Source organism: Pseudomonas sp. Ors-4-3C, assembly GCF_055755035.1.
Window position 1 is genome coordinate 4,208,235 of sequence record NZ_CM146900.1, and the last position, 21,018, is coordinate 4,229,252.

General features: G+C 59.6%; 22 protein-coding genes. 14 read left to right on the forward strand and 8 right to left on the reverse strand.

Annotated features, from left to right (window positions below; genetic code table 11):
* The first annotated feature begins 107 nt into the window (after positions 1–107).
* Positions 108–866 (forward strand): SDR family oxidoreductase, encoded by a 759-nt coding sequence (locus ACVHNU_RS18930; protein ID WP_016773416.1) that lies wholly within the window; start codon positions 108–110, stop codon positions 864–866.
* Between the two features lie 131 nt (positions 867–997).
* On the opposite strand, the gene apbC is transcribed toward ACVHNU_RS18930, so the two are convergent.
* Positions 998–2,092 (reverse strand): iron-sulfur cluster carrier protein ApbC, encoded by a 1,095-nt coding sequence (gene apbC / locus ACVHNU_RS18935; protein WP_473018060.1) that lies wholly within the window; start codon positions 2,090–2,092, stop codon positions 998–1,000.
* Between the two features lie 319 nt (positions 2,093–2,411).
* On the opposite strand from apbC, the gene metG reads away from it, so the two are divergent.
* The 8 genes from metG (at position 2,412) to ACVHNU_RS18975 (ending at position 9,448) form a co-directional block, all read left to right on the forward strand.
* Positions 2,412–4,463, forward strand: a complete 2,052-nt coding sequence (metG, locus tag ACVHNU_RS18940) for a methionine--tRNA ligase (protein WP_003227696.1) — start codon at positions 2,412–2,414, stop codon at positions 4,461–4,463.
* 132 nt (positions 4,464–4,595) lie between these two features.
* Positions 4,596–5,165 (forward strand): Rnf-Nqr domain containing protein, encoded by a 570-nt coding sequence (locus tag ACVHNU_RS18945; protein ID WP_473018063.1) that lies wholly within the window; start codon positions 4,596–4,598, stop codon positions 5,163–5,165.
* A complete protein-coding gene (gene rsxB / locus ACVHNU_RS18950; protein WP_473018064.1) occupies positions 5,162–6,376 on the forward strand; it encodes an electron transport complex subunit RsxB in 1,215 nt (404 codons plus the stop codon). The genes ACVHNU_RS18945 and rsxB overlap by 4 nt, the downstream gene beginning before the upstream one ends.
* Positions 6,363–7,346, forward strand: a complete 984-nt coding sequence (locus tag ACVHNU_RS18955) for an RnfABCDGE type electron transport complex subunit D (RefSeq protein ID WP_473018065.1) — start codon at positions 6,363–6,365, stop codon at positions 7,344–7,346. Before rsxB ends, ACVHNU_RS18955 begins: the two co-directional genes overlap by 14 nt.
* On the forward strand, positions 7,343–7,948 hold the full coding sequence (locus ACVHNU_RS18960) for an RnfABCDGE type electron transport complex subunit G (protein WP_473018066.1): 606 nt from the start codon (positions 7,343–7,345) through the stop codon (positions 7,946–7,948). The genes ACVHNU_RS18955 and ACVHNU_RS18960 overlap by 4 nt, the downstream gene beginning before the upstream one ends.
* Positions 7,945–8,526 carry an Rnf-Nqr domain containing protein gene (locus ACVHNU_RS18965; RefSeq protein WP_473018067.1) on the forward strand — a complete coding sequence of 194 codons (582 nt, stop codon included), beginning with the start codon at positions 7,945–7,947 and terminating at the stop codon, positions 8,524–8,526. Before ACVHNU_RS18960 ends, ACVHNU_RS18965 begins: the two co-directional genes overlap by 4 nt.
* Positions 8,523–9,161: an endonuclease III gene (gene nth / locus ACVHNU_RS18970; RefSeq protein ID WP_003227707.1), complete on the forward strand. Its 639-nt coding sequence runs from the start codon at positions 8,523–8,525 to the stop codon at positions 9,159–9,161. The genes ACVHNU_RS18965 and nth overlap by 4 nt, the downstream gene beginning before the upstream one ends.
* Before the next feature lie 107 nt (positions 9,162–9,268).
* A complete protein-coding gene (locus ACVHNU_RS18975) occupies positions 9,269–9,448 on the forward strand; it encodes a PA3496 family putative envelope integrity protein (protein ID WP_003227708.1) in 180 nt (59 codons plus the stop codon).
* A gap of 86 nt (positions 9,449–9,534) precedes the next feature.
* On the opposite strand, the gene ACVHNU_RS18980 is transcribed toward ACVHNU_RS18975, so the two are convergent.
* Positions 9,535–10,161, reverse strand: a complete 627-nt coding sequence (locus ACVHNU_RS18980; protein WP_003227711.1) for a response regulator transcription factor — start codon at positions 10,159–10,161, stop codon at positions 9,535–9,537.
* Between the two features lie 503 nt (positions 10,162–10,664).
* Here ACVHNU_RS18980 and ACVHNU_RS18985 point away from each other — a divergent pair.
* The gene (locus ACVHNU_RS18985; RefSeq protein WP_473018069.1) at positions 10,665–11,318 is read left to right on the forward strand and encodes a hypothetical protein; all 654 of its coding nucleotides are present in this window, start codon (positions 10,665–10,667) and stop codon (positions 11,316–11,318) included.
* Between the two features lie 149 nt (positions 11,319–11,467).
* Here ACVHNU_RS18985 and ACVHNU_RS18990 read toward each other — a convergent pair whose 3' ends face one another.
* Together ACVHNU_RS18990 and ACVHNU_RS18995 are read right to left on the reverse strand one after the other, a co-directional pair.
* Positions 11,468–12,685 carry an argininosuccinate synthase gene (locus ACVHNU_RS18990; protein WP_201136701.1) on the reverse strand — a complete coding sequence of 406 codons (1,218 nt, stop codon included), beginning with the start codon at positions 12,683–12,685 and terminating at the stop codon, positions 11,468–11,470.
* Positions 12,686–12,814: 129 nt separating this feature from the next.
* Positions 12,815–13,723: a flagellar protein MotY gene (locus ACVHNU_RS18995; protein WP_103520382.1), complete on the reverse strand. Its 909-nt coding sequence runs from the start codon at positions 13,721–13,723 to the stop codon at positions 12,815–12,817.
* Positions 13,724–13,883: 160 nt separating this feature from the next.
* Between ACVHNU_RS18995 and pyrC the strand changes: the two genes are divergently transcribed.
* Positions 13,884–14,930 (forward strand): dihydroorotase, encoded by a 1,047-nt coding sequence (gene pyrC, locus ACVHNU_RS19000; protein WP_103484888.1) that lies wholly within the window; start codon positions 13,884–13,886, stop codon positions 14,928–14,930.
* Positions 14,927–15,604 (forward strand): ribonuclease T, encoded by a 678-nt coding sequence (rnt, locus tag ACVHNU_RS19005; RefSeq protein WP_003227721.1) that lies wholly within the window; start codon positions 14,927–14,929, stop codon positions 15,602–15,604. The genes pyrC and rnt overlap by 4 nt, the downstream gene beginning before the upstream one ends.
* Before the next feature lie 74 nt (positions 15,605–15,678).
* Here the strand turns inward: rnt and ACVHNU_RS19010 are convergent, their stop codons facing one another.
* Positions 15,679–16,281: a peroxiredoxin gene (locus tag ACVHNU_RS19010; RefSeq protein ID WP_003227723.1), complete on the reverse strand. Its 603-nt coding sequence runs from the start codon at positions 16,279–16,281 to the stop codon at positions 15,679–15,681.
* Between the two features lie 313 nt (positions 16,282–16,594).
* Here ACVHNU_RS19010 and ACVHNU_RS19015 point away from each other — a divergent pair, with 313 nt between their 5' ends.
* Positions 16,595–16,813: a bacterioferritin-associated ferredoxin gene (locus ACVHNU_RS19015; RefSeq protein ID WP_003227725.1), complete on the forward strand. Its 219-nt coding sequence runs from the start codon at positions 16,595–16,597 to the stop codon at positions 16,811–16,813.
* A 200-nt stretch (positions 16,814–17,013) separates the two neighbouring features.
* Positions 17,014–17,487, forward strand: coding sequence for a bacterioferritin (gene bfr / locus ACVHNU_RS19020; RefSeq protein WP_003227727.1), 474 nt, complete (start codon positions 17,014–17,016; stop codon positions 17,485–17,487).
* Positions 17,488–17,679: 192 nt separating this feature from the next.
* Here the strand turns inward: bfr and grxD are convergent, their stop codons facing one another.
* From grxD to ACVHNU_RS19035, 3 genes are all read right to left on the reverse strand, one after another.
* Complete coding sequence (gene grxD / locus ACVHNU_RS19025; protein WP_003227729.1) at positions 17,680–18,021, reverse strand: Grx4 family monothiol glutaredoxin; 342 nt, start codon at positions 18,019–18,021, stop codon at positions 17,680–17,682.
* Between the two features lie 97 nt (positions 18,022–18,118).
* Entirely contained in the window at positions 18,119–20,224 is a 2,106-nt protein-coding gene (locus tag ACVHNU_RS19030) for a molybdopterin oxidoreductase family protein (protein WP_473018071.1), read from the reverse strand.
* A gap of 137 nt (positions 20,225–20,361) precedes the next feature.
* The gene (locus tag ACVHNU_RS19035) at positions 20,362–20,652 is read right to left on the reverse strand and encodes a hypothetical protein (RefSeq protein ID WP_003227733.1); all 291 of its coding nucleotides are present in this window, start codon (positions 20,650–20,652) and stop codon (positions 20,362–20,364) included.
* Positions 20,653–21,018 lie beyond the last annotated feature (366 nt).

Genomic DNA, 21,018 nt, shown 5'->3' on the forward strand with positions numbered 1-21,018 from the left:
CCCGGTCACGCCATCGGGCAATGCTCATGTGCAATCTGGCCATAATCGGTACGGATCGAGCGTCGCCAATAACAAAAACCACTCAGACCGGCTATCGGGGCATGCGAATGCAACTCAACGACAAAGTAATCATTATCACCGGCGGTTGCCAGGGTTTGGGCCGTTCCATGGCCGAGTATTTCGCCGGCAAAGGCGCGAAGCTGGCACTGGTGGATCTCAATCAGGAAAAACTCGACGACGCGGTGGCAGCCTGCAAGGCCAAGGGCGTCGAGGCGCGCAGCTATCTGTGCAACGTGGCCAATGAAGAACAGGTTGAGCACATGGTCGCCCAGGTCGCCGAAGATTTCGGCGCGATCCATGGCCTGATCAACAACGCCGGGATCCTGCGTGACGGCCTGCTGCTCAAGGTCAAGGACGGCGAAATGACCAAGATGAGCCTGGCCCAGTGGCAGGCGGTCATCGACGTCAACCTGACCGGCGTGTTCCTCTGTACCCGGGAAGTCGCAGCGAAAATGGTCGAGCTTAAAAATAGCGGCGCGATCATCAACATTTCGTCGATCTCCCGCGCCGGTAACGTCGGCCAGACCAACTATTCCGCCGCCAAAGCTGGCGTGGCCGCCGCCACCGTGACCTGGGCCAAGGAACTGGCGCGTTACGGTATTCGTGTGGCGGGCATTGCACCGGGCTTCATCGAAACCGAGATGACCCTGGGCATGAAGCCGGAAGCGCTGGAGAAAATGACCTCGGGTATTCCGCTCAAGCGCATGGGCAAGCCGGAAGAGATCGCCCATTCGGCGGCGTACATCTTCGAGAACGACTACTACACCGGGCGGATTCTGGAGATGGATGGCGGGTTGCGGATCTAAGTCCCCACCACAAAACCAACTGTAGGAGTGAGCCTGCTCGCGATTGCGGTCATTCATTCAACATGTTCGTTGAATGTTAATCCGCTATCGCGAGCAGGCTCACTCCTACAGGTTTTCAGCGTTACCGGTGATCAATCGTCGCTGATGCTGATATTAGGCATCGCCGGCGTCGCCGCTTCCTGCAACACAATGCGCGCGCCGACGTGGCGAGCCAGTTCCTGGTAGACCATGGCAATCTGGCTGTCCGGCTCGGCGATCACCGTTGGCTTGCCGCCATCGGACTGTTCGCGGATCAGCATCGACAGCGGCAGCGAGGCCAGCAGTTCGACGCCATATTGGGTCGCCAGCTTCTCGCCACCGCCCTCACCGAACAGGTGCTCTGCATGTCCGCAGTTCGAGCAGATGTGCACCGCCATGTTTTCCACCACGCCCAGCACCGGAATGTTGACCTTGCGGAACATTTCCACGCCTTTGCGCGCGTCGAGCAACGCCAGATCCTGCGGGGTGGTGACGATCACGGCGCCGGCCACCGGGACTTTCTGCGCCAGGGTCAGTTGGATGTCACCGGTGCCTGGCGGCATGTCGATGACCAGATAATCCAGGTCGCCCCACGCGGTTTGCGTAACCAGTTGCAGCAGTGCGCCGGAGACCATCGGCCCGCGCCAGACCATCGGCGTGTTGTCGTCGGTCAGGAACGCCATCGACATGACTTCGACACCGTGGGCCTTGAGCGGCACAAACCACTTCTGATCCTTGACCTCGGGGCGGGTGCGCTCGGGGATGCCGAACATGATCCCTTGGCTCGGGCCATAGATATCAGCGTCGAGAATCCCCACTTTGGCGCCTTCGCGGGCCAGCGCCAGCGCGAGGTTGGCCGCGGTGGTCGACTTGCCCACACCACCCTTGCCCGAAGCCACGGCGACCACGTTCTTGACGTTGGCCAGGCCCGGGATCTGCGCCTGAGCCTTGTGCGCGGCGATCACGCTGTTGACCTCGACCTTGGCGATCGTCACGCCATCGAGGTTTTCGATGGCCAGCTGCAACAACTGCGCCCAGCCGCTCTTGAACAGACCGGCGGCGTAGCCGATTTCCAGCTGAACCTTGACGCGGTCGCCATCGATCTCGATGTGCTTCACGCAACCGGCGCTGACCGGGTCCTGATTCAGGTAAGGGTCGGTGTATTGGCTGAGGACGGCTTCCACCGCTGCGCGAGTGACGGCACTCATGGGCAACTCCGATAACAAGACTGGGAAAAGATGGCGGGTATCGTACCCCGCAGATTGATTTGTGGTCAGGCGATTTATGCTTCGACTCGACTTTGTGGCGAGGGAGCTTGCTCCCGCTCGACTGCGCAGCAGGCGCAATCAGGCTTATCCGGTCTATCTGACATTGCCGGGATGGGGCGGCTGCGCCACCCAGCGGGAGCAAGCTTCCTCGCCACAATTATTGTGTTCAAGTCATCCGGAAACAGGTGCACAGGGTGAAAAATATGCGCCAGCGCTTTATAGTGGCCGACCTCCGTTTCATCAAGTAGCGAAGCCCCACATGTCCGAACCACGCAAGATCCTCGTCACCAGCGCCCTGCCCTACGCCAACGGTTCGATTCACCTTGGCCACATGCTGGAATACATCCAGACCGATATGTGGGTGCGCTTCCAGAAGCATCGCGGCAATCAATGCATCTATGTCTGCGCCGACGACGCCCACGGTTCGGCGATCATGCTGCGCGCGGAAAAGGAAGGCATCACCCCGGAACAACTGATCGCCAACGTGCAGGCTGAACACAGCGCCGACTTTGCCGAGTTCCTGGTCGACTTCGACAACTTCCACTCCACTCACGCCGAAGAAAACCGTGAGCTGTCGAGCCAGATCTACCTGAAGCTGCGTGACGCCGGGCACATCGCCCAACGCTCGATCACCCAGTATTTCGACCCGGAAAAGAAAATGTTCCTGGCCGACCGCTTCATCAAGGGCACCTGCCCGAAATGCGGCACTGAAGACCAGTACGGCGACAACTGCGAAAAATGCGGTGCGACCTACGCCCCGACCGATCTGAAGGATCCGAAGTCGGCGATCTCCGGTGCCACGCCGGTACTCAAGGATTCCCAGCACTTCTTCTTCAAGCTCCCGGACTTCCAGCAGATGCTGCAGACCTGGACTCGCAGCGGCACCCTGCAGGACGCCGTGGCCAACAAGATCGCCGAGTGGCTGGACGCCGGCCTGCAGCAGTGGGACATCTCCCGCGATGCGCCGTACTTCGGTTTCGAGATCCCCGACGAGCCGGGCAAGTATTTCTACGTGTGGCTGGACGCGCCGATCGGCTACATGGCCAGTTTCAAGAACCTCTGCAACCGCACGCCGGAGCTGGACTTCGACGCGTTCTGGGGCAAGGACTCCACCGCCGAGCTGTACCACTTCATCGGCAAGGACATCGTCAACTTCCACGCGCTGTTCTGGCCCGCCATGCTCGAAGGCGCCGGTTTCCGCAAGCCGACCGGGATCAACGTGCACGGCTACCTGACCGTCAACGGCCAGAAGATGTCCAAGTCCCGCGGCACCTTCATCAAGGCCCGTACTTACCTGGATCACCTGTCGCCGGAATACCTGCGCTACTACTACGCGGCCAAGCTGGGCCGTGGCGTCGATGACCTCGACCTGAACCTCGAAGACTTCGTGCAGAAGGTCAACTCCGACCTGGTCGGCAAAGTGGTCAACATCGCCAGCCGCTGCGCCGGTTTCATCCAGAAGGGCAACGGCGGCCTGCTGGTCGACAACAACGCTGCGCCAGAGCTGACCGAAGCGTTCCTCGCTGCCGCGCCAAGCATTGCCGACGCCTATGAAGCCCGCGATTTCGCCCGCGCCATGCGTGAAACCATGGCCCTGGCCGACCGCGCCAACGCCTGGATCGCCGACAAGGCGCCTTGGTCGTTGAACAAGCAGGAAGGCAAGCAGGATGAAGTCCAGGCGATCTGCGCCACCGGCATCAACCTGTTCCGCCAACTGGTGATCTTCCTCAAACCGGTGCTGCCGCTGTTGGCCGCCGACGCCGAGGCATTCCTCAACGTCGCCCCACTCACCTGGAACGACCACACCACGCTGCTGGCCAACCACCAGTTGAACGAATTCAAACCGTTGATGACCCGCATCGACCCGGTAAAAGTGCAAGCCATGACCGACGCCTCGAAAGAAGACCTGACCGCCAGCCAGACCGATACCGGCGCCGCCGCGCCTGCGGGCAATGGCGAACTGGCCAAGGATCCGCTGTCGCCGGAAATCGACTTCGACACCTTCGCCGCCGTCGACCTGCGCGTCGCGCTGATCGTCAAGGCCGAGCATGTGGAGGGTGCGGACAAGCTGCTGCGCCTGACTCTGGACATCGGTGACGAGCAACGCAACGTGTTCTCCGGGATCAAGAGCGCTTACCCGGATCCGTCGAAACTCGACGGTCGCCTGACCATGATGATCGCCAACCTCAAGCCACGGAAAATGAAGTTCGGCATCTCCGAAGGCATGGTGATGGCAGCCGGCCCTGGCGGTGAAGAAATCTACCTGCTGAGCCCGGACAGCGGTGCCAAGCCGGGTCAACGCATCAAGTAAGACCCAGCGGTAAAACGATCCCACAGGCATGTTCTGCAGGCCTGTGGGATTTTTCATATCTGGCCCACCCTTCGCGGGTGCCGGATAATGCCTAACCTTGAGTGACACCCGCCCGTTTCTGCCGGCAGAACCATGACCGAACTTGCGCTTACGCTGATCAGTGCCGCCCTGCTCAACAACTTCGTGTTGCACTGGCCGCTGGGCGTCGATCCGCTGCTGGCCGGCAGTCGGCGCCAGGTACATGCACTGGGGTTGGCGACGGCGTGCCTGATGCTGAGCGTTGGCATCATCGGTTACCTGATCTGGCACTGGCTGCTGGTGCCGCTGCAACTGCAGGCACTGCAGCTGTTTGGGTTCTTGCCGCTCAGCGTGCTGCTGATCGCGCCGTTGCTGAAGCTGCTGGCTCGCGGGCTGCCTGACTGGCCGTTCGCCGGGCTATGGCCGCTGTTGCTGGGCAATGCCGGCGTGCTGGGGCTGGCCTTGATCAATGCGCAAAATGATCGCGGCCTGCTGCAGGCAACGGCGCTGAGCCTGGGTGCCGGGCTGGGTTTCTGGCTGGTGCTGAGCCTGTTCAGCGACTTGCGTGAACGCACCGCGGACAACGACATTCCCCTGCCCTTTCGCGGCTTGCCGATCGACCTGATCGGCGCCGGACTGATTGCAGTGATTTTTCTCGGATTCAGTGGACTGATCAAAACATGAGTCTGATTCAACTCATCGATGCCCTCCTGCCGCAGACCCAGTGCGGCAAATGCGGCCACCCCGGGTGCAAACCCTATGCGCAAGGCATCGTCGATGGCGAACCGATCAACAAGTGCCCGCCGGGGGGCGACGAAACCATTACCGCCCTGGCTGAACTGTTGAAGGTGCCGGTGCTGGAACTGGACATCAGCCGTGGCACGGCACCGCCGCAAGTGGCCTACATCCGCGAAGCCGAGTGCATCGGCTGCACCAAGTGCATTCAGGCCTGCCCGATCGACGCCATCGTCGGCGCGGCGAAACTGATGCACACCGTGCTGATCGACGAATGCACCGGTTGCGACCTGTGCGTGGCGCCGTGCCCGGTGGATTGCATCGAGATGCATCCGCTGCCGCTCGGCACCTTGCCGGTGGTCGGTGGCCTGGCGACCAGCGTTGAAGAACAGCGCGCGCGCACGGCCAAACGCGATCATGCGCGCCAGCGTTTTGAACGCCGCAACGCCCGCCTGCAGCGCGAAGAACAGCAGAAACAGGCTGAGCGCGAAGCCCGGGCACGGCGCGCAGCGCAACCGGCGGTGGCCACCCTCGACCCGGTGCAAGCCGCTCTGGAGCGGGTGCGCGCGCAGAAAGCCGCGACCGCCGACGCGGCGCTGAAAAAAGCCAAGATCGACGTCGCCATGAGCCGCGCGCAATTGCACAAATCGCTGAAAGCCTTCGGCCATCCACCGACCTTCGAACAGCAATCGCAACTGATCGTGTTGCAACAGCAGTTCGAAGCCGCCGAACAGGCGCTGGCGAAACTCGAAAGCAGCGCCACCGCTGCTCCAGCCGCTGCGGCCCCGGCTCCGGCGAAGGACGCGGATCTGAAGCGGGCGAAAATCCAGTTGGCCATGCGTCGCGCCGAATTGAAAAAGGCGCAGACCGCCGAAGCGCCAGCGGAGCAGATCGCCACGCTGGAACAGGCACTGCATGACGCCGAGCAGGCCCTTCACGCTGCCGAAGCGGCAAGTGAACAGCCTGCGCCTGATCTGGTGCGCGTAGAAAAGCGCCCGATCGACAGCCAGCTTCGCCAGTTGAAAACTGAACTGGCCTACGCCCGCGCCGACCTGAACAAACTCGAACGCCGCGCCGACACGCCGAGCGAAGCCCTCGACAAGGCCCGCGCCCGCCTGCAGGCCGCCGAGCGTCAGGTGCAAGATCATGTCGCCCCGTGAGGCACCGGATGATCGCCTGCAACAGGCGATGAAGCGGGTGCTGCTGGCCACGCTGCCGGGGCTGCTGGCACTGTTCTGGTTTTACGGCTGGGGGGTGTTGATCAATCTGACCCTGGCGGCGAGCAGCGCACTGCTGGTCGAGGCCGGTGTCACCCGCCTGCGCCGACAACCTTTGCAACCGACGCTCAGCGATGGCAGCGCACTGGTCAGCGCAACATTGCTGGCCGCCGCCCTGCCACCTTATTGCCCGTGGTGGCTGACCGTTACGGCCGTAGCTTCGGGCCTGCTGTTCGGCAAGCATTTATACGGTGGCATCGGCAAGAATCCGTTCAACCCGGCCATGCTCGGTTTCGCCCTGACAATGCTGCTGTTCCCGCAACCGATGACCCACTGGCCGGCGCATGCCATGAATCTGCAGGCCGCTTTTGCGCAAGTCTTGAATCTGGGCCAGGCGCCGGACGCCTGGGTGCAGGCCACCGCGCTGGACAGTCTGCGCATCAACAAAAGCCTGACCCTGGATGAGCTGTTCGCGGCCAAGCCGGCGTTCGGCCGCTTCGGTGGACGCGGTGCGGAGTGGATCAATCTGGCGTTTCTCGCTGGCGGGCTGTGGCTGTTGCAGCGCCGGGTGATTGCCTGGCAAGCGCCGGTCGGCATGCTGGCCAGCCTGTTTGTCGTCAGCCTGCTCTGCTGGAACGGCTCGGGTTCCGATTCCCACGGCTCACCGCTGTTTCATCTGCTGAGCGGCGCGACCATGCTCGGTGCGTTTTTCATCATTACCGAACCGGTGTCCGGCGCCAAAAGTCCGCTGGCCCGGCTGCTGTTCGGCGTGGGTGTCGGCTTGCTGACCTACCTGATCCGCACCTGGGGCGGCTACCCGGACGGTGTCGCGTTTGCCGTGTTGCTGATGAATCTCGGTGTACCGGCCCTGGAGCGTTTTGCCGCTGCCCGCCAGACGCAGGTGCAATCATGAACCGCGCGGCTACGGTCGTGACGCTTGTGCTGCTGGCCGGCGCCGGTCTCGGTTTGACCTATGTCGTGCAGCGCGCCAGTGCGCCGCAGATTGCCAGCGAGCAACGCCTGCTCGACAGCCGCAAATTGCTGGATGTGCTCGCGGCCGATGCCTACGACAATCAGCCGCTGGAGCAGCCGCTGGCGCTGACTGATACAACGTTGAGCCACAGCACGCTGCTGGCAGGTTACCGCGCAAGCAAATCCGGTCAGCCAGTGGCAGTGTTGTTGCGCACCCAGACCGAGGGCTACGCCGGAGTTATCGAACTGCTGATCGCCATCGATGCCAACGGCAGACTGCTGGGAGTAAAAACCCTGCGGCAAAACGAAACACCGGCGCTCGGCGGACTCATCGGCGACTGGCCGAACCAGTGGCTGGCGACGTTTACCGGCAAGTCGCGCAACGCACCTGACGACGCTGGCTGGGCACTGAAAAAGGATCAGGGACAGTTCGATCAACTGGCGGGCGCCACCATCACATCCCGCGCCACTCTCAATGCCATCCATGACGCTCTGCGCTACTTTGACGAGCACCGGGCAATCTTGCTGGGGACCGAATCATGAACCGGCCGACGAATCTGACGAACACTTTGACGCTGATGCTGCTGCTTGGCACCAGCGCGACACTGGCTGGCGCGCTGGGCATGCTGTTGATGTCGAGTGCCGTTGTGGGGATTTACAGCGTGTGCATCGCCCCACTGCGCTTGCGGTTATCTGGCAACAGCCTATTGCTGGCCAGTCTGCTGCTGGCCGCCACTCTGACCAGTTGTACCAATATCCTCGCGCAGCGCTGGGCGTTGCAGTGGCAACAGTCACTCGGGATCTATGGCGGGTTGATCGCCTTGCAATGCGTGGTGCTGGAATACAATGGATTCTTTCGTCAGGCGCTTGCCCAGCGCCTGAAGTTTTTTGGCCTGTCGAGCGCGCTGCTACTGGCGCTGGCCGTACTGCGTGAACTGTTCGGTCAGGGGCACATCGGCCGCGTTCAGTCCGAGCACTGGCAAGGACTGGTTCTGTTCAGCGACGGGCTGCACCTGCTCACCCTGGTTCCCGGCGCCTTCATCCTGCTCGGACTACTGATCGCTGCCCGCCAGGCCTGGACCCGCTCGAACGCTCTCTCCAAGGAAACACATCATCCATGAATGCCGCAAAACGTCTGGAAATCTTCCGCAGACTTCATGAAGACAACCCCGAGCCGAAGACCGAGCTGGCCTATTCCTCGCCGTTCGAGTTGTTGATCGCGGTAATCCTCTCGGCGCAATCTACCGACGTTGGCGTCAACAAGGCCACGGCCAAACTGTTTCCGGTGGCCAATACCCCTGCGGCGATCCACGCGCTGGGCGTCGAAGGGCTGTCCGAATACATCAAGACCATCGGCCTCTATAACAGCAAAGCGAAAAACGTGATCGAGACCTGCCGCATGCTGGTCGAACTGCACAATGGCGAAGTCCCGCAGACGCGCGAAGAACTGGAAGCGCTGCCCGGCGTTGGCCGCAAAACGGCCAACGTAGTGCTCAATACCGCTTTTCGTCAGTTGACCATGGCGGTCGACACGCACATTTTTCGCGTGAGCAACCGCACCGGCATTGCCCCGGGCAAAAATGTGGTCGAGGTAGAAAAGAAGTTGATGAAGTTTGTGCCGAAAGATTACCTGCTCGACTCTCACCACTGGCTGATTCTGCATGGTCGGTATGTGTGTCTGGCGCGCAAGCCACGCTGTGGCAGCTGCCGGATCGAAGATTTGTGCGAGTACAAACACAAAACCTCGGACGATTGACTGGCTATTGGAATAATTGATTCGTCGATTGAAAAAATCTTTTTTACCCGCAGCAGGAATATCGATATAAGGAGCGCCAAAGGCAGTCTTAGCCTGGAGTTCACCTTATGACTGACACCAAAGAACAACTGGACGTAGATGACGATTTCACAGTTGTGGAAACCGACGACGCCGAACCTGTCGTCGAGGTCGCCAAGACCAATCTGAGCAAACGTCGCACCATCGATAACCTGCTTGAGGAGCGCCGACTGCAAAAGCAATTGGCCGATTACGATTTTGATCTCTGATACTTGAAAGCCTCCCGAACCGGAGGCTTTTTACTTTCCGGGAGTCCGACACCGAGCGGCCCATGATCCGTCAGCAGGCAGGACCATCAGACCAGCCCGTTGCGTTGCGCCAGCTCAATCAGGTCCACCAGCGACCGAGCATTGAGCTTCAATAACAAACGGGTCTTGTAAGTACTGACCGTCTTGTTGCTGAGAAACATGCCGTCGGCGATTTCCTTGTTGGTCTTGCCCCGCGCCAATTGCTGCAACACCATCATTTCCCGCCCGGAAAGGCGGTCTACCATATCGGCCTCACTGGCATTACCGAGGCTGGTTCGCACGGTATGCAGGGCCTGGTTTGGAAAATAGCTGTATCCGGACAGTACGGCCTTGATCGCACTGAGCAACTCTGTCAGATCCTGCTGTTTACAGACATACCCCGCCGCCCCCGACTGCATGCAGCGCATCGAAAAATGCCCGGGTGCCTGAGAGGTCAACACTAGAACTTTCAATGGCATCGGTGTCGAGTTCAGACGGGCAATAACTTCCAGACCATCGAGCTTCGGTATTCCAATATCCAGAATAACGATATCCGGCATTTGTTCACGCGCAAGTTGTAATGCATCCACACCATTATCTGTTTCGGCAATAACTTCGTAGCCATGACGTTCCATCAGCATACGCACAGCAAGACGAATGACGGGGTGATCATCCACGATCAGCACTTTATTCATGGGCAAGTCCAGTTTCGCTGTTCGAATTTTTAGAACCCGCACAATAGCCTAGTCACTTCCGACATGGCACAAGAGAGTTCCGTCACACTCACAGCCAAAGACATTCCCTACATCAAAAAAAGACTATTCCTACAAAAAACCGCCGCTGGTGATATTGGCAAGCCCCGGCCGTTTCTCTGACCACGCCTTGGACGTGAAAATACTACGCACTGCAACCCAAGCCGGCTCACTGATCCAGAGCCTCTCGCGCAAGAAGAGACTGCAAAAATTGCTGTTGTTGCATGACAGCGCACTGCTGAGGCCGGACAGCCTCAGGCTGAAGATCAATTGCAAAAACAACAGCAAGAACGCCACTACACACTTTAAACAATCAACGTCTGAAACAAGATACTTCTACCCAACGAATTTTATTTAATATAAAAAAGAGCATCAGACGCAAAACTTCACCCACATGAAACCATTCAATAAACACATTGGAAAAACACACTTAATGAGCAAACACCATGATAAAAATCAGAAAAAAAATCACCAACCCCATGACGGTAATTGCAATATTTGCATTTATTTCCGAATCGTCGGCGGCCATCTCCCTGCCTTTTCTTGATAACGATGAAAGAGAAGTCTATATCTGGTTCCTGATCAGCTTCCCGTTTTACTTGCTGTTGCTGTTTTTTTTAACGCTGAACTTCAACTACCGTTCATTGTATGCGCCCTCGGACTTCGACAAGGACGACAGTTTTCTAAAAGTCTTTGATGAGTTGAAGCAGACGGAGAATATCCCCTGTTCGTCCCCGGCACGCGGAGCACCAGGCGGTCAGGAGTGGACGATACCTGAACGCGGCATTGACGTATCCTGCCCGGAGCGAGCGTGGATTGAGCACACCATCCAACTGCCCAAATCCATGGGCACGTTGCGCGCCATCGATGTACGTCCGCTGAACAGCACACAGGCGTTCAATGCGCTGGCCGAACACTTTCCTCAGCTTGGCAAGCAATCGGCCAAGGCAGTGGTATTTTTGACCGACTCAGCGTCTGACGCTCTGCTCAAGCAAATTACCCTCAGCCTTGTCAAACAAGCGAAAAAAAACGGAGGCGCCAAACTTTTCGTTGCTTATAACGTGAGCACGCAAAGTACTACGGTGCTGAGGGGGGAATGAGACGCAGAGTAGATGCCTGAAGTGGACATTCAAGAAAATGCTGGAATTGACCGTAACAACATATGTTGCGGGTTAACATCAGACAACCACAAAAAAATGGCGGCTTTGTCACTGGGACAAGCCGCCACTTCTTTACAGGCCCGCGATGCTTAGAACAGCTTGCGGCCCTTGTTGGCAGCAATGCGCATGCGCAGCGCGTTGAGCTTGATGAAGCCCGCCGCGTCGGCCTGGTTGTAAGCGCCGCCGTCTTCTTCGAAGGTCGCGATATTGGCGTCGAACAGCGAATCGTCGGACTTGCGACCGGTCACGATCACGTTGCCTTTGTACAGCTTCAGGCGAACCACGCCGTTCACGTTGACCTGGGAAGCGTCGATCATCTGTTGCAGCATCAGACGCTCCGGGCTCCACCAGTAGCCGGTGTAGATCAGGCTGGCGTATTTCGGCATCAGCTCGTCTTTGAGGTGAGCGACTTCGCGGTCCAGGGTGATCGATTCGATGGCGCGGTGAGCGCGCAGCATGATGGTGCCGCCCGGGGTTTCGTAGCAGCCACGGGACTTCATGCCCACGTAACGGTTTTCAACGATGTCCAAACGACCGATACCGTGTTGACCACCGATCTTGTTCAGCGTTGCCAATACGGTGGCCGGAGTCATTTCGACGCCGTCCAGGGCAACGATGTCGCCGTTGCGGTAGGTCAGTTCCAGGTATTGCGGGGTGTCAGGAGCGTTCTCCGGGGAGACGGTCCAGCGCCACATGTCTTCTTCGTGCTCGGTCCAGGTGTCTTCCAGCACGCCGCCTTCATAGGAGATGTGCAGCAGGTTGGCGTCCATCGAGTACGGAGATTTCTTCTTGCCGTGACGCTCGATCGGGATCGCGTGCTTCTCGGCGTAGTCCATCAGCTTCTCGCGGGACAGCAGGTCCCACTCACGCCATGGAGCAATGACTTTCACGCCTGGCTTGAGCGCGTAGGCACCCAGTTCGAAACGCACCTGGTCATTGCCCTTGCCGGTAGCGCCATGGGAAATGGCGTCGGCGCCGGTTTCGTTGGCGATTTCGATCAGACGTTTGGCGATCAGCGGACGTGCGATGGAGGTACCCAGCAGGTACTCGCCTTCGTAAACGGTGTTGGCGCGGAACATCGGGAACACGAAGTCACGCACGAATTCTTCGCGCAGGTCGTCGATGTAGATTTCTTTGACGCCCATGGCCTGAGCCTTGGCGCGAGCCGGCTCGACCTCTTCGCCCTGACCCAGGTCAGCGGTGAAGGTCACCACTTCACAGTTATAAGTATCCTGCAGCCACTTGAGGATCACCGAAGTGTCCAGGCCGCCGGAATACGCCAGAACGACCTTGTTTACGTCCGCCATGCCATCACTCCACGGGGTTCTACGGAAAGCCGAGGAGTCTACCGCTCAAATACGATAATTTACAGAGGCGCGACAGCTTAAGACGACAAAGCGACAGAATCTGTCGAGAGCGCGACGATGACCGGCGGGTCAGGAAGTCGCCGCGGCGTTGGCAGGCGCGCTGGCTTGTGGCGCTGGTGCGGTGGTCGGTGCCACCCGTGCCAGCTTCACGCTGACCCGGCGATTCTTCGCCCGGTTGGCCGCATTGTTGTTCGGCACCAGCGGGTATTGCTCGCCATGGAAACGCACGGTGATCTGCGATTCGGCGATGCCGTTGGCCTTGAAGAAATCGACCACCGCCAGCGCGCGACGGCGCGACAGCTCTCGGTTGGTAAGACGGTTGCCGCTGTTGTCCGAGTGGCCGTCGAGTTCGATGTGATTGACCGACGGATCGGCCTTCATGTACTCGAGCATCACTTGCAGCTTGGCCCGAGCGGCGGCGTCGAGGTCGGTACCTTCCCCCGGGAAACCGATCTGCGATTGTTTGATCTGGTCGAAATTCTGCGGCAGCAATTTCGCCACACACGTCTGGTAATCGTTGAAGGCCTTGCTGAACTTGACCGGCAGCAGGCGCACTTCCGAAACCCGGCCATCGCCGGACGCACGTCGCACCACCGGGCTGCGACCGTCCAGCAAACCGCTGATCAGCCCGCCGGCCTGGGATTGCGAACTGTTGAACAGCACGTTGCCAGTGCCGATCCTGACGCTGCCCAGGTAGATGTCGTTGCGCCCCGGTTGCCATGGCGCGGCCGCCGCAAGCAACGTCGCTGAACCGCCGCCGAGCATGGCGTTATAGGCATTGAGGCGGAATATCGCCTGTTCGCCGGCCTTGCGCACGAACTGGCCCGAGCCGAAATCGGTGATCGGCTGGGTCAGGCGGCACTCGAACTTGTCGCCCTCGACCGTCCACTCAATGTTCTCCAGACGAGTCTGGTAGGTGAGCGCCATCGCGGGGAGGCTGGCAAACACACTGAGCAAGGCTAAATATCGCTGGCGCACGGGAGGCTCCATTGGCTTCTGTAACACAAAGACCGATTCACACTATGTTTACGGCATACCTACGGGATATCGGAAGGTTCCGGCAAAACTTGATAGCGAGTGCCTGCAAGAGTCTTTTCCGGTAGCATTCCCCTCAGTTTGACCCGCCTGGAATCCCCTCATGTCCGACCGCCTGACCCTGCTGCGTCCCGACGACTGGCACATTCATCTTCGCGATGGTGCCGTGTTGACCAATACCGTTGCCGATGTAGCGCGCACCTTTGGCCGCGCCATCATCATGCCCAACCTGGTACCACCGGTGCGCAACGCCGCTGAAGCCGATGGCTATCGCCAGCGGATTCTCGCTGCCCGCCCGGCCGGCAGTCGTTTCGAACCGCTGATGGTGCTGTACCTCACCGACCGCACCCAGCCCGAAGAAATTCGTCAGGCCAAGGCCAGCGGTTTCGTGCACGCCGCCAAATTGTACCCGGCCGGCGCCACTACCAACTCCGATTCCGGGGTGACCAGCATCGACAAGATCTTCCCGGCGCTGGAAGCCATGGCCGAAGTCGGCATGCCGCTGCTGATCCACGGCGAAGTCACCCGTGGCGATGTCGACGTCTTCGACCGCGAAAAGATTTTCATCGATGAGCACATGCGCCGTGTCGTCGAGCGTTTCCCGACGCTCAAAGTGGTGTTCGAACACATCACCACCGGCGACGCCGTGCAGTTCGTCAACGAGGCTTCGGCCAACGTCGGCGCGACCATCACCGCGCATCACCTGCTGTACAACCGCAACCACATGTTGGTGGGCGGGATTCGGCCGCACTTCTATTGCCTGCCGATCCTCAAGCGTAATACCCACCAGGAAGCCCTGCTCGATGCCGCCACCAGCGGCAGCGCGAAGTTCTTCCTCGGTACCGACTCGGCGCCGCACGCCCAGCACGCCAAGGAAGCCGCCTGTGGCTGCGCCGGCTGCTACACCGCGTACGCCGCCATCGAGCTGTATGCCGAAGCCTTCGAACAGCGCAACGCGCTGGACAAGCTTGAAGCGTTCGCCAGCCTCAACGGCCCACGCTTCTACGGTCTGCCGGCCAACACCGATCGCATCACCCTGGTTCGCGAAGAATGGACCGCCCCGACCAGCCTGCCATTTGGCGAGCTGACCGTTATCCCGCTGCGCGCCGGTGAAAAACTGCGCTGGCGCCTGCTGGAGGAACACGCGTGAGTGAAGACCATTTCGACGACGAACTGGACGGTCAAGGTGGCGGCGGCGGTTCCCGTCACCCAATGGCAGCACGTTTTCGCGGTTACCTGCCGGTTGTCGTCGACGTAGAGACCGGTGGCTTCAATTCGGCCACCGACGCTCTGCTGGAGATTGCCGCGACCACCATCGCCATGGATGAAAAGGGTTTCGTCTACCCGGATCACACCTACTTCTTCCGCGTTGAGCCGTTCGAAGGCGCCAACATCGAAGCGGCGGCCCTGGAATTCACCGGGATCAAGCTCGATCATCCGCTGCGCATGGCAGTCAGCGAAGAAACCGCGCTGACCGACATCTTCCGTGGCGTGCGCAAGGCCCTGAAGGCCAATGGCTGCAAGCGCGCGATTCTGGTCGGCCATAACAGCAGCTTCGACCTTGGCTTCCTGAATGCTGCGGTTGCGCGTCTGGACATGAAGCGCAACCCGTTTCACCCGTTCTCCAGCTTCGATACCGCGACGCTGGCCGGTCTGGCTTACGGTCAAACCGTACTGGCCAAGGCCTGCCAGGCAGCCGACATCGACTTCGACGGCCGTGAAGCGCATTCGGCGCGTTACGACACCGAGAAGACCGCCGAGCTGTTCTGCGGCATCGTCAACCGCTGGAAACAGATGGGCGGCTGGGAAGACTTCGACGACTGATCGTCGTCGGACAAATCCCGTGCATGAAAAAACCGGCCACGTGGGCCGGTTTTTTTGTACCTCGACGTTGTGCCTTACAGGGCAGCAGCGTTCTCGGTCAGGTAAGCCGCAACGCCTTCTGGCGAAGCGTTCATGCCTTTGTCGCCTTTTTTCCAGTTGGCAGGGCAGACTTCGCCGTGCTCTTCGTGGAATTGCAGAGCGTCGACCAGACGGATCAGCTCTTCCATGTTACGGCCCAGCGGCAGGTCGTTGATGATCTGCGAGCGGACAACGCCCTTGTCGTCGATCAGGAACGCGCCACGGAAAGCCACGCCGCCTTCGGACTCAACGTCGTAGGCCTTGGCGATGTCGTGCTTCATGTCGGCAGCCATGGTGTATTTCACCTGGCCGATGCCGCCATTGTTGACCGGGGTGTTGCGCCAGGCGTTGTGGGTGAAGTGCGAGTCGATCGACACAGCGATCACTTCTACGTTGCGTGCCTTGAAGTCAGCCATGCGGTTGTCCAGAGCGATCAGCTCGGACGGGCAGACGAAGGTGAAGTCCAGTGGGTAGAAGAACACCAGGCCGTATTTGCCTTTGATGGCCGAGGACAGGGTGAAGCTGTCAACGATCTCGCCATTGCCGAGTACGGCCGGTACGGTGAAATCAGGGGCTTGTTTGCCTACGAGTACGCTCATGGATATCTCCTGGTGAATAACTTGAAGTTCAGGGTCCGGGCCAGCCTGCCACCCTCAGGCGACAGCCCTGTGACACGAACCCTCTTCGCAAGGGCCGACCATCATACACTGCGTTTTTCGCCTGTCCTTAACGGTTTTTTGCCCAAAGCGGATAACCGTGCCGCATTTTCGGGGCCACGCAAATCGCCATTAAGCACCGTTCGTCAGTCATCGCTGATTCGTTCATAAAGCGTTCAGAAAGCACTTTGACAATCATTCTCGTTAACATTAAGATCCATCGCAATTGAGTCACAACCAGCGACGGTTCTCACTTATGTATGTTTGTCTCTGCACTGGCGTCACCGACGGACAGATCCGCGAAGCGATCTATGAAGGTTGCTGCAGCTATAAAGAAGTCCGCCAGGCCACCGGCGTCGCCAGCCAATGCGGCAAATGTGCCTGCCTGGCCAAGGAAGTGGTCCGCGAAACCCTGACCAAACTGCAAACCGCCCAGGCCGCGATCCCGTATCCGGTAGAATTTACAGCGGCGTAATTACCCCAATTTCGAAGAACCGGACTTATGTCCGGTTTTTTTATGCCCGTAAATCAACTGGTTAGGCGCTAGACGCGGAACACAAACATTCTTATTCAGATTTAATTTCATTTATTATTCAATAACTTAGGTTTGACACTTATAAGTACCAAGCTCAAACTCCGCCTTATATACAGCTATTACAGGGCAGGACTCCCATCATGAAAGGCGACATTACAGTCATCCAGCATCTCAACAAGATCCTTGCCAATGAGCTGGTCGCGATCAATCAGTACTTCCTGCATGCGCGCATGTATGAAGATTGGGGCCTGAACAAGCTGGGCAAGCACGAGTACCACGAATCCATCGATGAGATGAAACACGCGGACAAGCTGATCAAGCGCATCCTGTTCCTTGAAGGCCTGCCGAACGTGCAGGATCTGGGCAAGCTGCACATCGGCGAGCACACCCAGGAAATGCTCGAGTGCGACCTGCGCATCGAGAAGACCGGCCACGCCGATCTGAAAGCCGCCATCGCCCATTGCGAATCGGTTGGCGACTTCGGCAGCCGTGAACTGCTCGAAGACATTCTCGAGTCCGAAGAAGAACATATCGACTGGCTGGAAACCCAACTGGGCCTGATCGATAAAGTCGGTCTTGAGAACTATCTGCAATCGCAGATGGGCGAAGAGTAAGTTAGCACCCGCTGAACTCGCGACACCAAAAAGCCCCGCCCTCTTTCGAGGTGCGGGGCTTTTTATTGGCAAATCCCGGATCAGATGCAGATCCCTGCGGGAGCGGGCTTGCTCGCGAATGCGGTGTATCAGTCAGTTACTATTTTTCTGATACACCGCATTCGCGAGCAAGCCCGCTCCCACAAAGCCGGATCAGGCTTCGGACTTGGCCGCAGCAGCCTTGGCCGATGCTTCCTTGACCAGAGTCTGCAGCTCACCGTTGGCGAACATTTCAGCCATGATGTCGCTGCCGCCGACCAGTTCACCGCCAACCCACAGTTGCGGGAAAGTCGGCCAGTTGGCGTACTTTGGCAGGTTGGCGCGGATTTCCGGGTTCTGCAGGATGTCGACGTAGGCGAACTTCTCGCCACAGCCCATCACGGCCTGCGCAGCTTTCGCGGAGAAGCCACACTGCGGGGCATTCGGCGAGCCTTTCATGTAAAGCAGAATGGTGTTGTTGGCAATCTGCTCTTTAATCGTTTCGATGATATCCATGGAGCACCTCGGCTGAACTTTCCGACTCATGGGTCGGCACGGTGGCGCATTGTAACGGAATCCCGAGCGCCCTGCTCGGTCTCCCCGACAGACATGCTCAAGCCGCCACCACCGTCACCGGCACGCCGTTGAGCGCCGCGTTGCCCGACAGCTCGTCGAGCTGGCATTCATCGGTCAGGTCGTTGGCGCTCGACCCCGGCTGACCGCTGGCAATCGCCATCTGCACCCCCGGACGCGCGTGACCCCAGCCATGCGGCAGGCTGACCACGCCTTTCATCATGTCCAGGCTGCCGAGCACTTCCACTTCGATCTGCCCGACCCGCGAACTGACGCGCACCAACTGCCCGTCGTCGAGCCCGCGACTGGCCAGATCATCAGGGTGCATCAGCAGTTGATGACGCGGCTTACCCTTCACCAGACGATGGTAATTGTGCATCCATGAATTGTTGCTGCGCACATGGCGCCGGCCGATCATCAGCAGCTCATCCGCCGCCGGCGCCTGCAAGGTGGCAAAGCGTGCGAGATCCGCGAGGATCTCCGGTGGCGCAGCCTGCACCCGTTGATTCGGGGTTTTCAGGCGGGCCGCCAGATTAGGTTTGAGCGCGCCCAGATCGACGCCGTGCGGATGATCGAACAGCGTCGCCAGCGACAGTTTGTGCGCCGAAGCATCGCCATACAGCCCCATGCGCAGCCCCATATCGATCATCTTCGCCGGCGGCATCGTCGGTTTCAGCTCCTTGCCGGTCTTCTCGGCAAACGCCTTGGCCAGGCCAACGAAGATCTCCCAGTCGTGTAACGCGCCCTCGGGCTTGGCGAGAATCGCCCGATTGAAGCGAGTGACGTTGCGCACCGCGAACAGGTTGAACGTGGTGTCGTAGTGATCGTTCTCCAGCGCCGAAGTCGACGGCAGGATCAGGTCGGCATAACGCGTGGTTTCGTTGATGTACAGGTCGATGCTGAGCATGAACTCCAGACCATCGAGCGCCTGCTCCAGTTGCCGGCCGTTCGGCGTTGACAACACCGGATTGCCGGCCACGGTGATCAGTGCGCGAATCTGCCCTTCGCCTTCGGTGAGCATCTCTTCGGCCAGCGCCGACACCGGCAACTCGCCGCCGTACTCAGGCCGCCCGGACACCCGGCTCTGCCACTTGTTGAAATGCCCACCCGAGGTCGACGCCACCAGATCCACCGCCGGCTCGGTGCACAGCGCGCCGCCGACCCGGTCGAGGTTGCCGGTGACCAGATTGATCAACTGCACCACCCAGTGGCACAAAGTGCCGAACGCCTGAGTCGAAACACCCATGCGCCCGTAGCACACCGCGCTCGGCGCCGCGGCGAAATCCCGCGCCAGTTGGCGGATCTGCTCGGCCGGCACCGCACACAGCGGGCTCATGGCTTCGGCAGTGAACGTTGCGATGGCTGCACGCACTTCATCGAGGCCATCGACGGGCAAGTGACTGTCGCGGGTCAGGCCTTCTTCGAACAAGGTATTGAGCACCCCGAACAGCAACGCCGCGTCGCCACCGGGACGCACGAACAAGTGCTGATCGGCGATGGCCGCCGTTTCGCTGCGCCGGGGATCGACCACCACCACTTTGCCACCGCGCGCCTGAATCGCCTTCAGGCGTTTCTCGACATCCGGCACGGTCATGATGCTGCCGTTGGATGCCAGCGGATTACCGCCGAGGATCAGCATGAAATCGGTGTGATCGATGTCCGGGATCGGCAGCAGCAAGCCGTGGCCGTACATCAGGTAACTGCTCAGGTGATGCGGCAACTGGTCGACCGAGGTCGCGGAGAAGCGATTGCGCGTTTTCAGCAGGCCGAGAAAGTAGTTGCTGTGGGTCATCAGCCCGTAGTTGTGCACGCTCGGATTGCCCTGATAGACCGCCACCGCGTTCTGGCCGTGACGCTCCTGAATTGCCGCCAGACGCTCGGCCACCAGCGCAAAGGCCTCGTCCCACTCGATCGGCAGCCATTCGCTGCCGACCCGGCGCATCGGCTGACGCAGGCGATCCGGATCGTTCTGGATGTCTTGCAGGGCCACAGCCTTGGGACAGATGTGCCCGCGACTGAAGGTGTCGAGGGCATCGCCCTTGATCGAGGTGATCGCGACGTTGCCATCGGTTTCGGTGGTCTCGATGGTCAGTCCGCAAATGGCTTCGCACAGGTGGCAGGCACGGTGATGGAGAGTCTTGGTCATGGCCAGTCTCTGTCTTGTTCTGGGCAGGCAACGGGCGTGCCTGCGGGAACAAAACTATGGCCCGTGTGCGGGAGCGACGCCAGCGACGTTCGTCTTGTGAATCGACGGCTATCAGGCGAGCCGATAGCTCGTCAGGCTCAGTTGGACGGCAACTGCGGCGGCGCCTGCAACTGGATTTCCTGAATGGTTTCGATCTGCTCGTGGGCGACGTGCACGCCGGTGAGTTCGCCGATCAGTCGCCAGTGCTCGTCGAGCCCTGCACTGATAGTCGCCATGCGATCGATCATCTGGCGACTGGCAGCCTTGACCACATCATCTTCGCTGCGCAGCAGTTCGAAGGACATTGACGTCACCGAGGCGGTGAGATGGGTCAGTGAGCGAGCCGTGTGGCCCAGCAATTCCATTAACAATTGTTCTTTCGATTCCATGCGGAGGCTTCCTGCGTCGCTCGAAAGGTAGTTATAACCCAGCACTTTGCATTAGCAAATGTTTCAACCGGCCATCCGACCAAGCGAAGCCGTGGCCGGGCAGTCGCAAACCGACCCGACCTGCCCCATCCCCGCCACACCGGATTGCCAAGCCCCGCGGCGCCAGTGTACAAATGAGTCCGTTACACGCCTCAACCCGGCTTCTACTGCGCAACTGCAACACTCTGTCGCCGCTGCAAATTCCGCAAAAACCGTAGCCTATTGGCGTAACGCGACATTTAGTGTCAATATCGCGCCTTCCCCTATTTCGTCGCCCCGTGCGGCTTACGCCGCAGGTCTCGCCCGTTGTTCCGTTAAACAAGGCTT

Bases quoted from the DNA above. Each gene is read 5' to 3' on its own strand.
- ACVHNU_RS18930 (WP_016773416.1), top strand. From the start codon at position 108: ATGCAACTCAACGACAAAGTAATCATTATCACCGGCGGTTGCCAGGGT.
- apbC (WP_473018060.1), bottom strand. From the start codon at position 2,092: ATGAGTGCCGTCACTCGCGCAGCGGTGGAAGCCGTCCTCAGCCAATAC.
- metG (WP_003227696.1), top strand. From the start codon at position 2,412: ATGTCCGAACCACGCAAGATCCTCGTCACCAGCGCCCTGCCCTACGCC.
- ACVHNU_RS18945 (WP_473018063.1), top strand. From the start codon at position 4,596: ATGACCGAACTTGCGCTTACGCTGATCAGTGCCGCCCTGCTCAACAAC.
- rsxB (WP_473018064.1), top strand. From the start codon at position 5,162: ATGAGTCTGATTCAACTCATCGATGCCCTCCTGCCGCAGACCCAGTGC.
- ACVHNU_RS18955 (WP_473018065.1), top strand. From the start codon at position 6,363: ATGTCGCCCCGTGAGGCACCGGATGATCGCCTGCAACAGGCGATGAAG.
- ACVHNU_RS18960 (WP_473018066.1), top strand. From the start codon at position 7,343: ATGAACCGCGCGGCTACGGTCGTGACGCTTGTGCTGCTGGCCGGCGCC.
- ACVHNU_RS18965 (WP_473018067.1), top strand. From the start codon at position 7,945: ATGAACCGGCCGACGAATCTGACGAACACTTTGACGCTGATGCTGCTG.
- nth (WP_003227707.1), top strand. From the start codon at position 8,523: ATGAATGCCGCAAAACGTCTGGAAATCTTCCGCAGACTTCATGAAGAC.
- ACVHNU_RS18975 (WP_003227708.1), top strand. From the start codon at position 9,269: ATGACTGACACCAAAGAACAACTGGACGTAGATGACGATTTCACAGTT.
- ACVHNU_RS18980 (WP_003227711.1), bottom strand. From the start codon at position 10,161: ATGAATAAAGTGCTGATCGTGGATGATCACCCCGTCATTCGTCTTGCT.
- ACVHNU_RS18985 (WP_473018069.1), top strand. From the start codon at position 10,665: ATGATAAAAATCAGAAAAAAAATCACCAACCCCATGACGGTAATTGCA.
- ACVHNU_RS18990 (WP_201136701.1), bottom strand. From the start codon at position 12,685: ATGGCGGACGTAAACAAGGTCGTTCTGGCGTATTCCGGCGGCCTGGAC.
- pyrC (WP_103484888.1), top strand. From the start codon at position 13,884: ATGTCCGACCGCCTGACCCTGCTGCGTCCCGACGACTGGCACATTCAT.
- ACVHNU_RS19010 (WP_003227723.1), bottom strand. From the start codon at position 16,281: ATGAGCGTACTCGTAGGCAAACAAGCCCCTGATTTCACCGTACCGGCC.
- ACVHNU_RS19015 (WP_003227725.1), top strand. From the start codon at position 16,595: ATGTATGTTTGTCTCTGCACTGGCGTCACCGACGGACAGATCCGCGAA.
- bfr (WP_003227727.1), top strand. From the start codon at position 17,014: ATGAAAGGCGACATTACAGTCATCCAGCATCTCAACAAGATCCTTGCC.
- grxD (WP_003227729.1), bottom strand. From the start codon at position 18,021: ATGGATATCATCGAAACGATTAAAGAGCAGATTGCCAACAACACCATT.
- ACVHNU_RS19030 (WP_473018071.1), bottom strand. From the start codon at position 20,224: ATGACCAAGACTCTCCATCACCGTGCCTGCCACCTGTGCGAAGCCATT.
- ACVHNU_RS19035 (WP_003227733.1), bottom strand. From the start codon at position 20,652: ATGGAATCGAAAGAACAATTGTTAATGGAATTGCTGGGCCACACGGCT.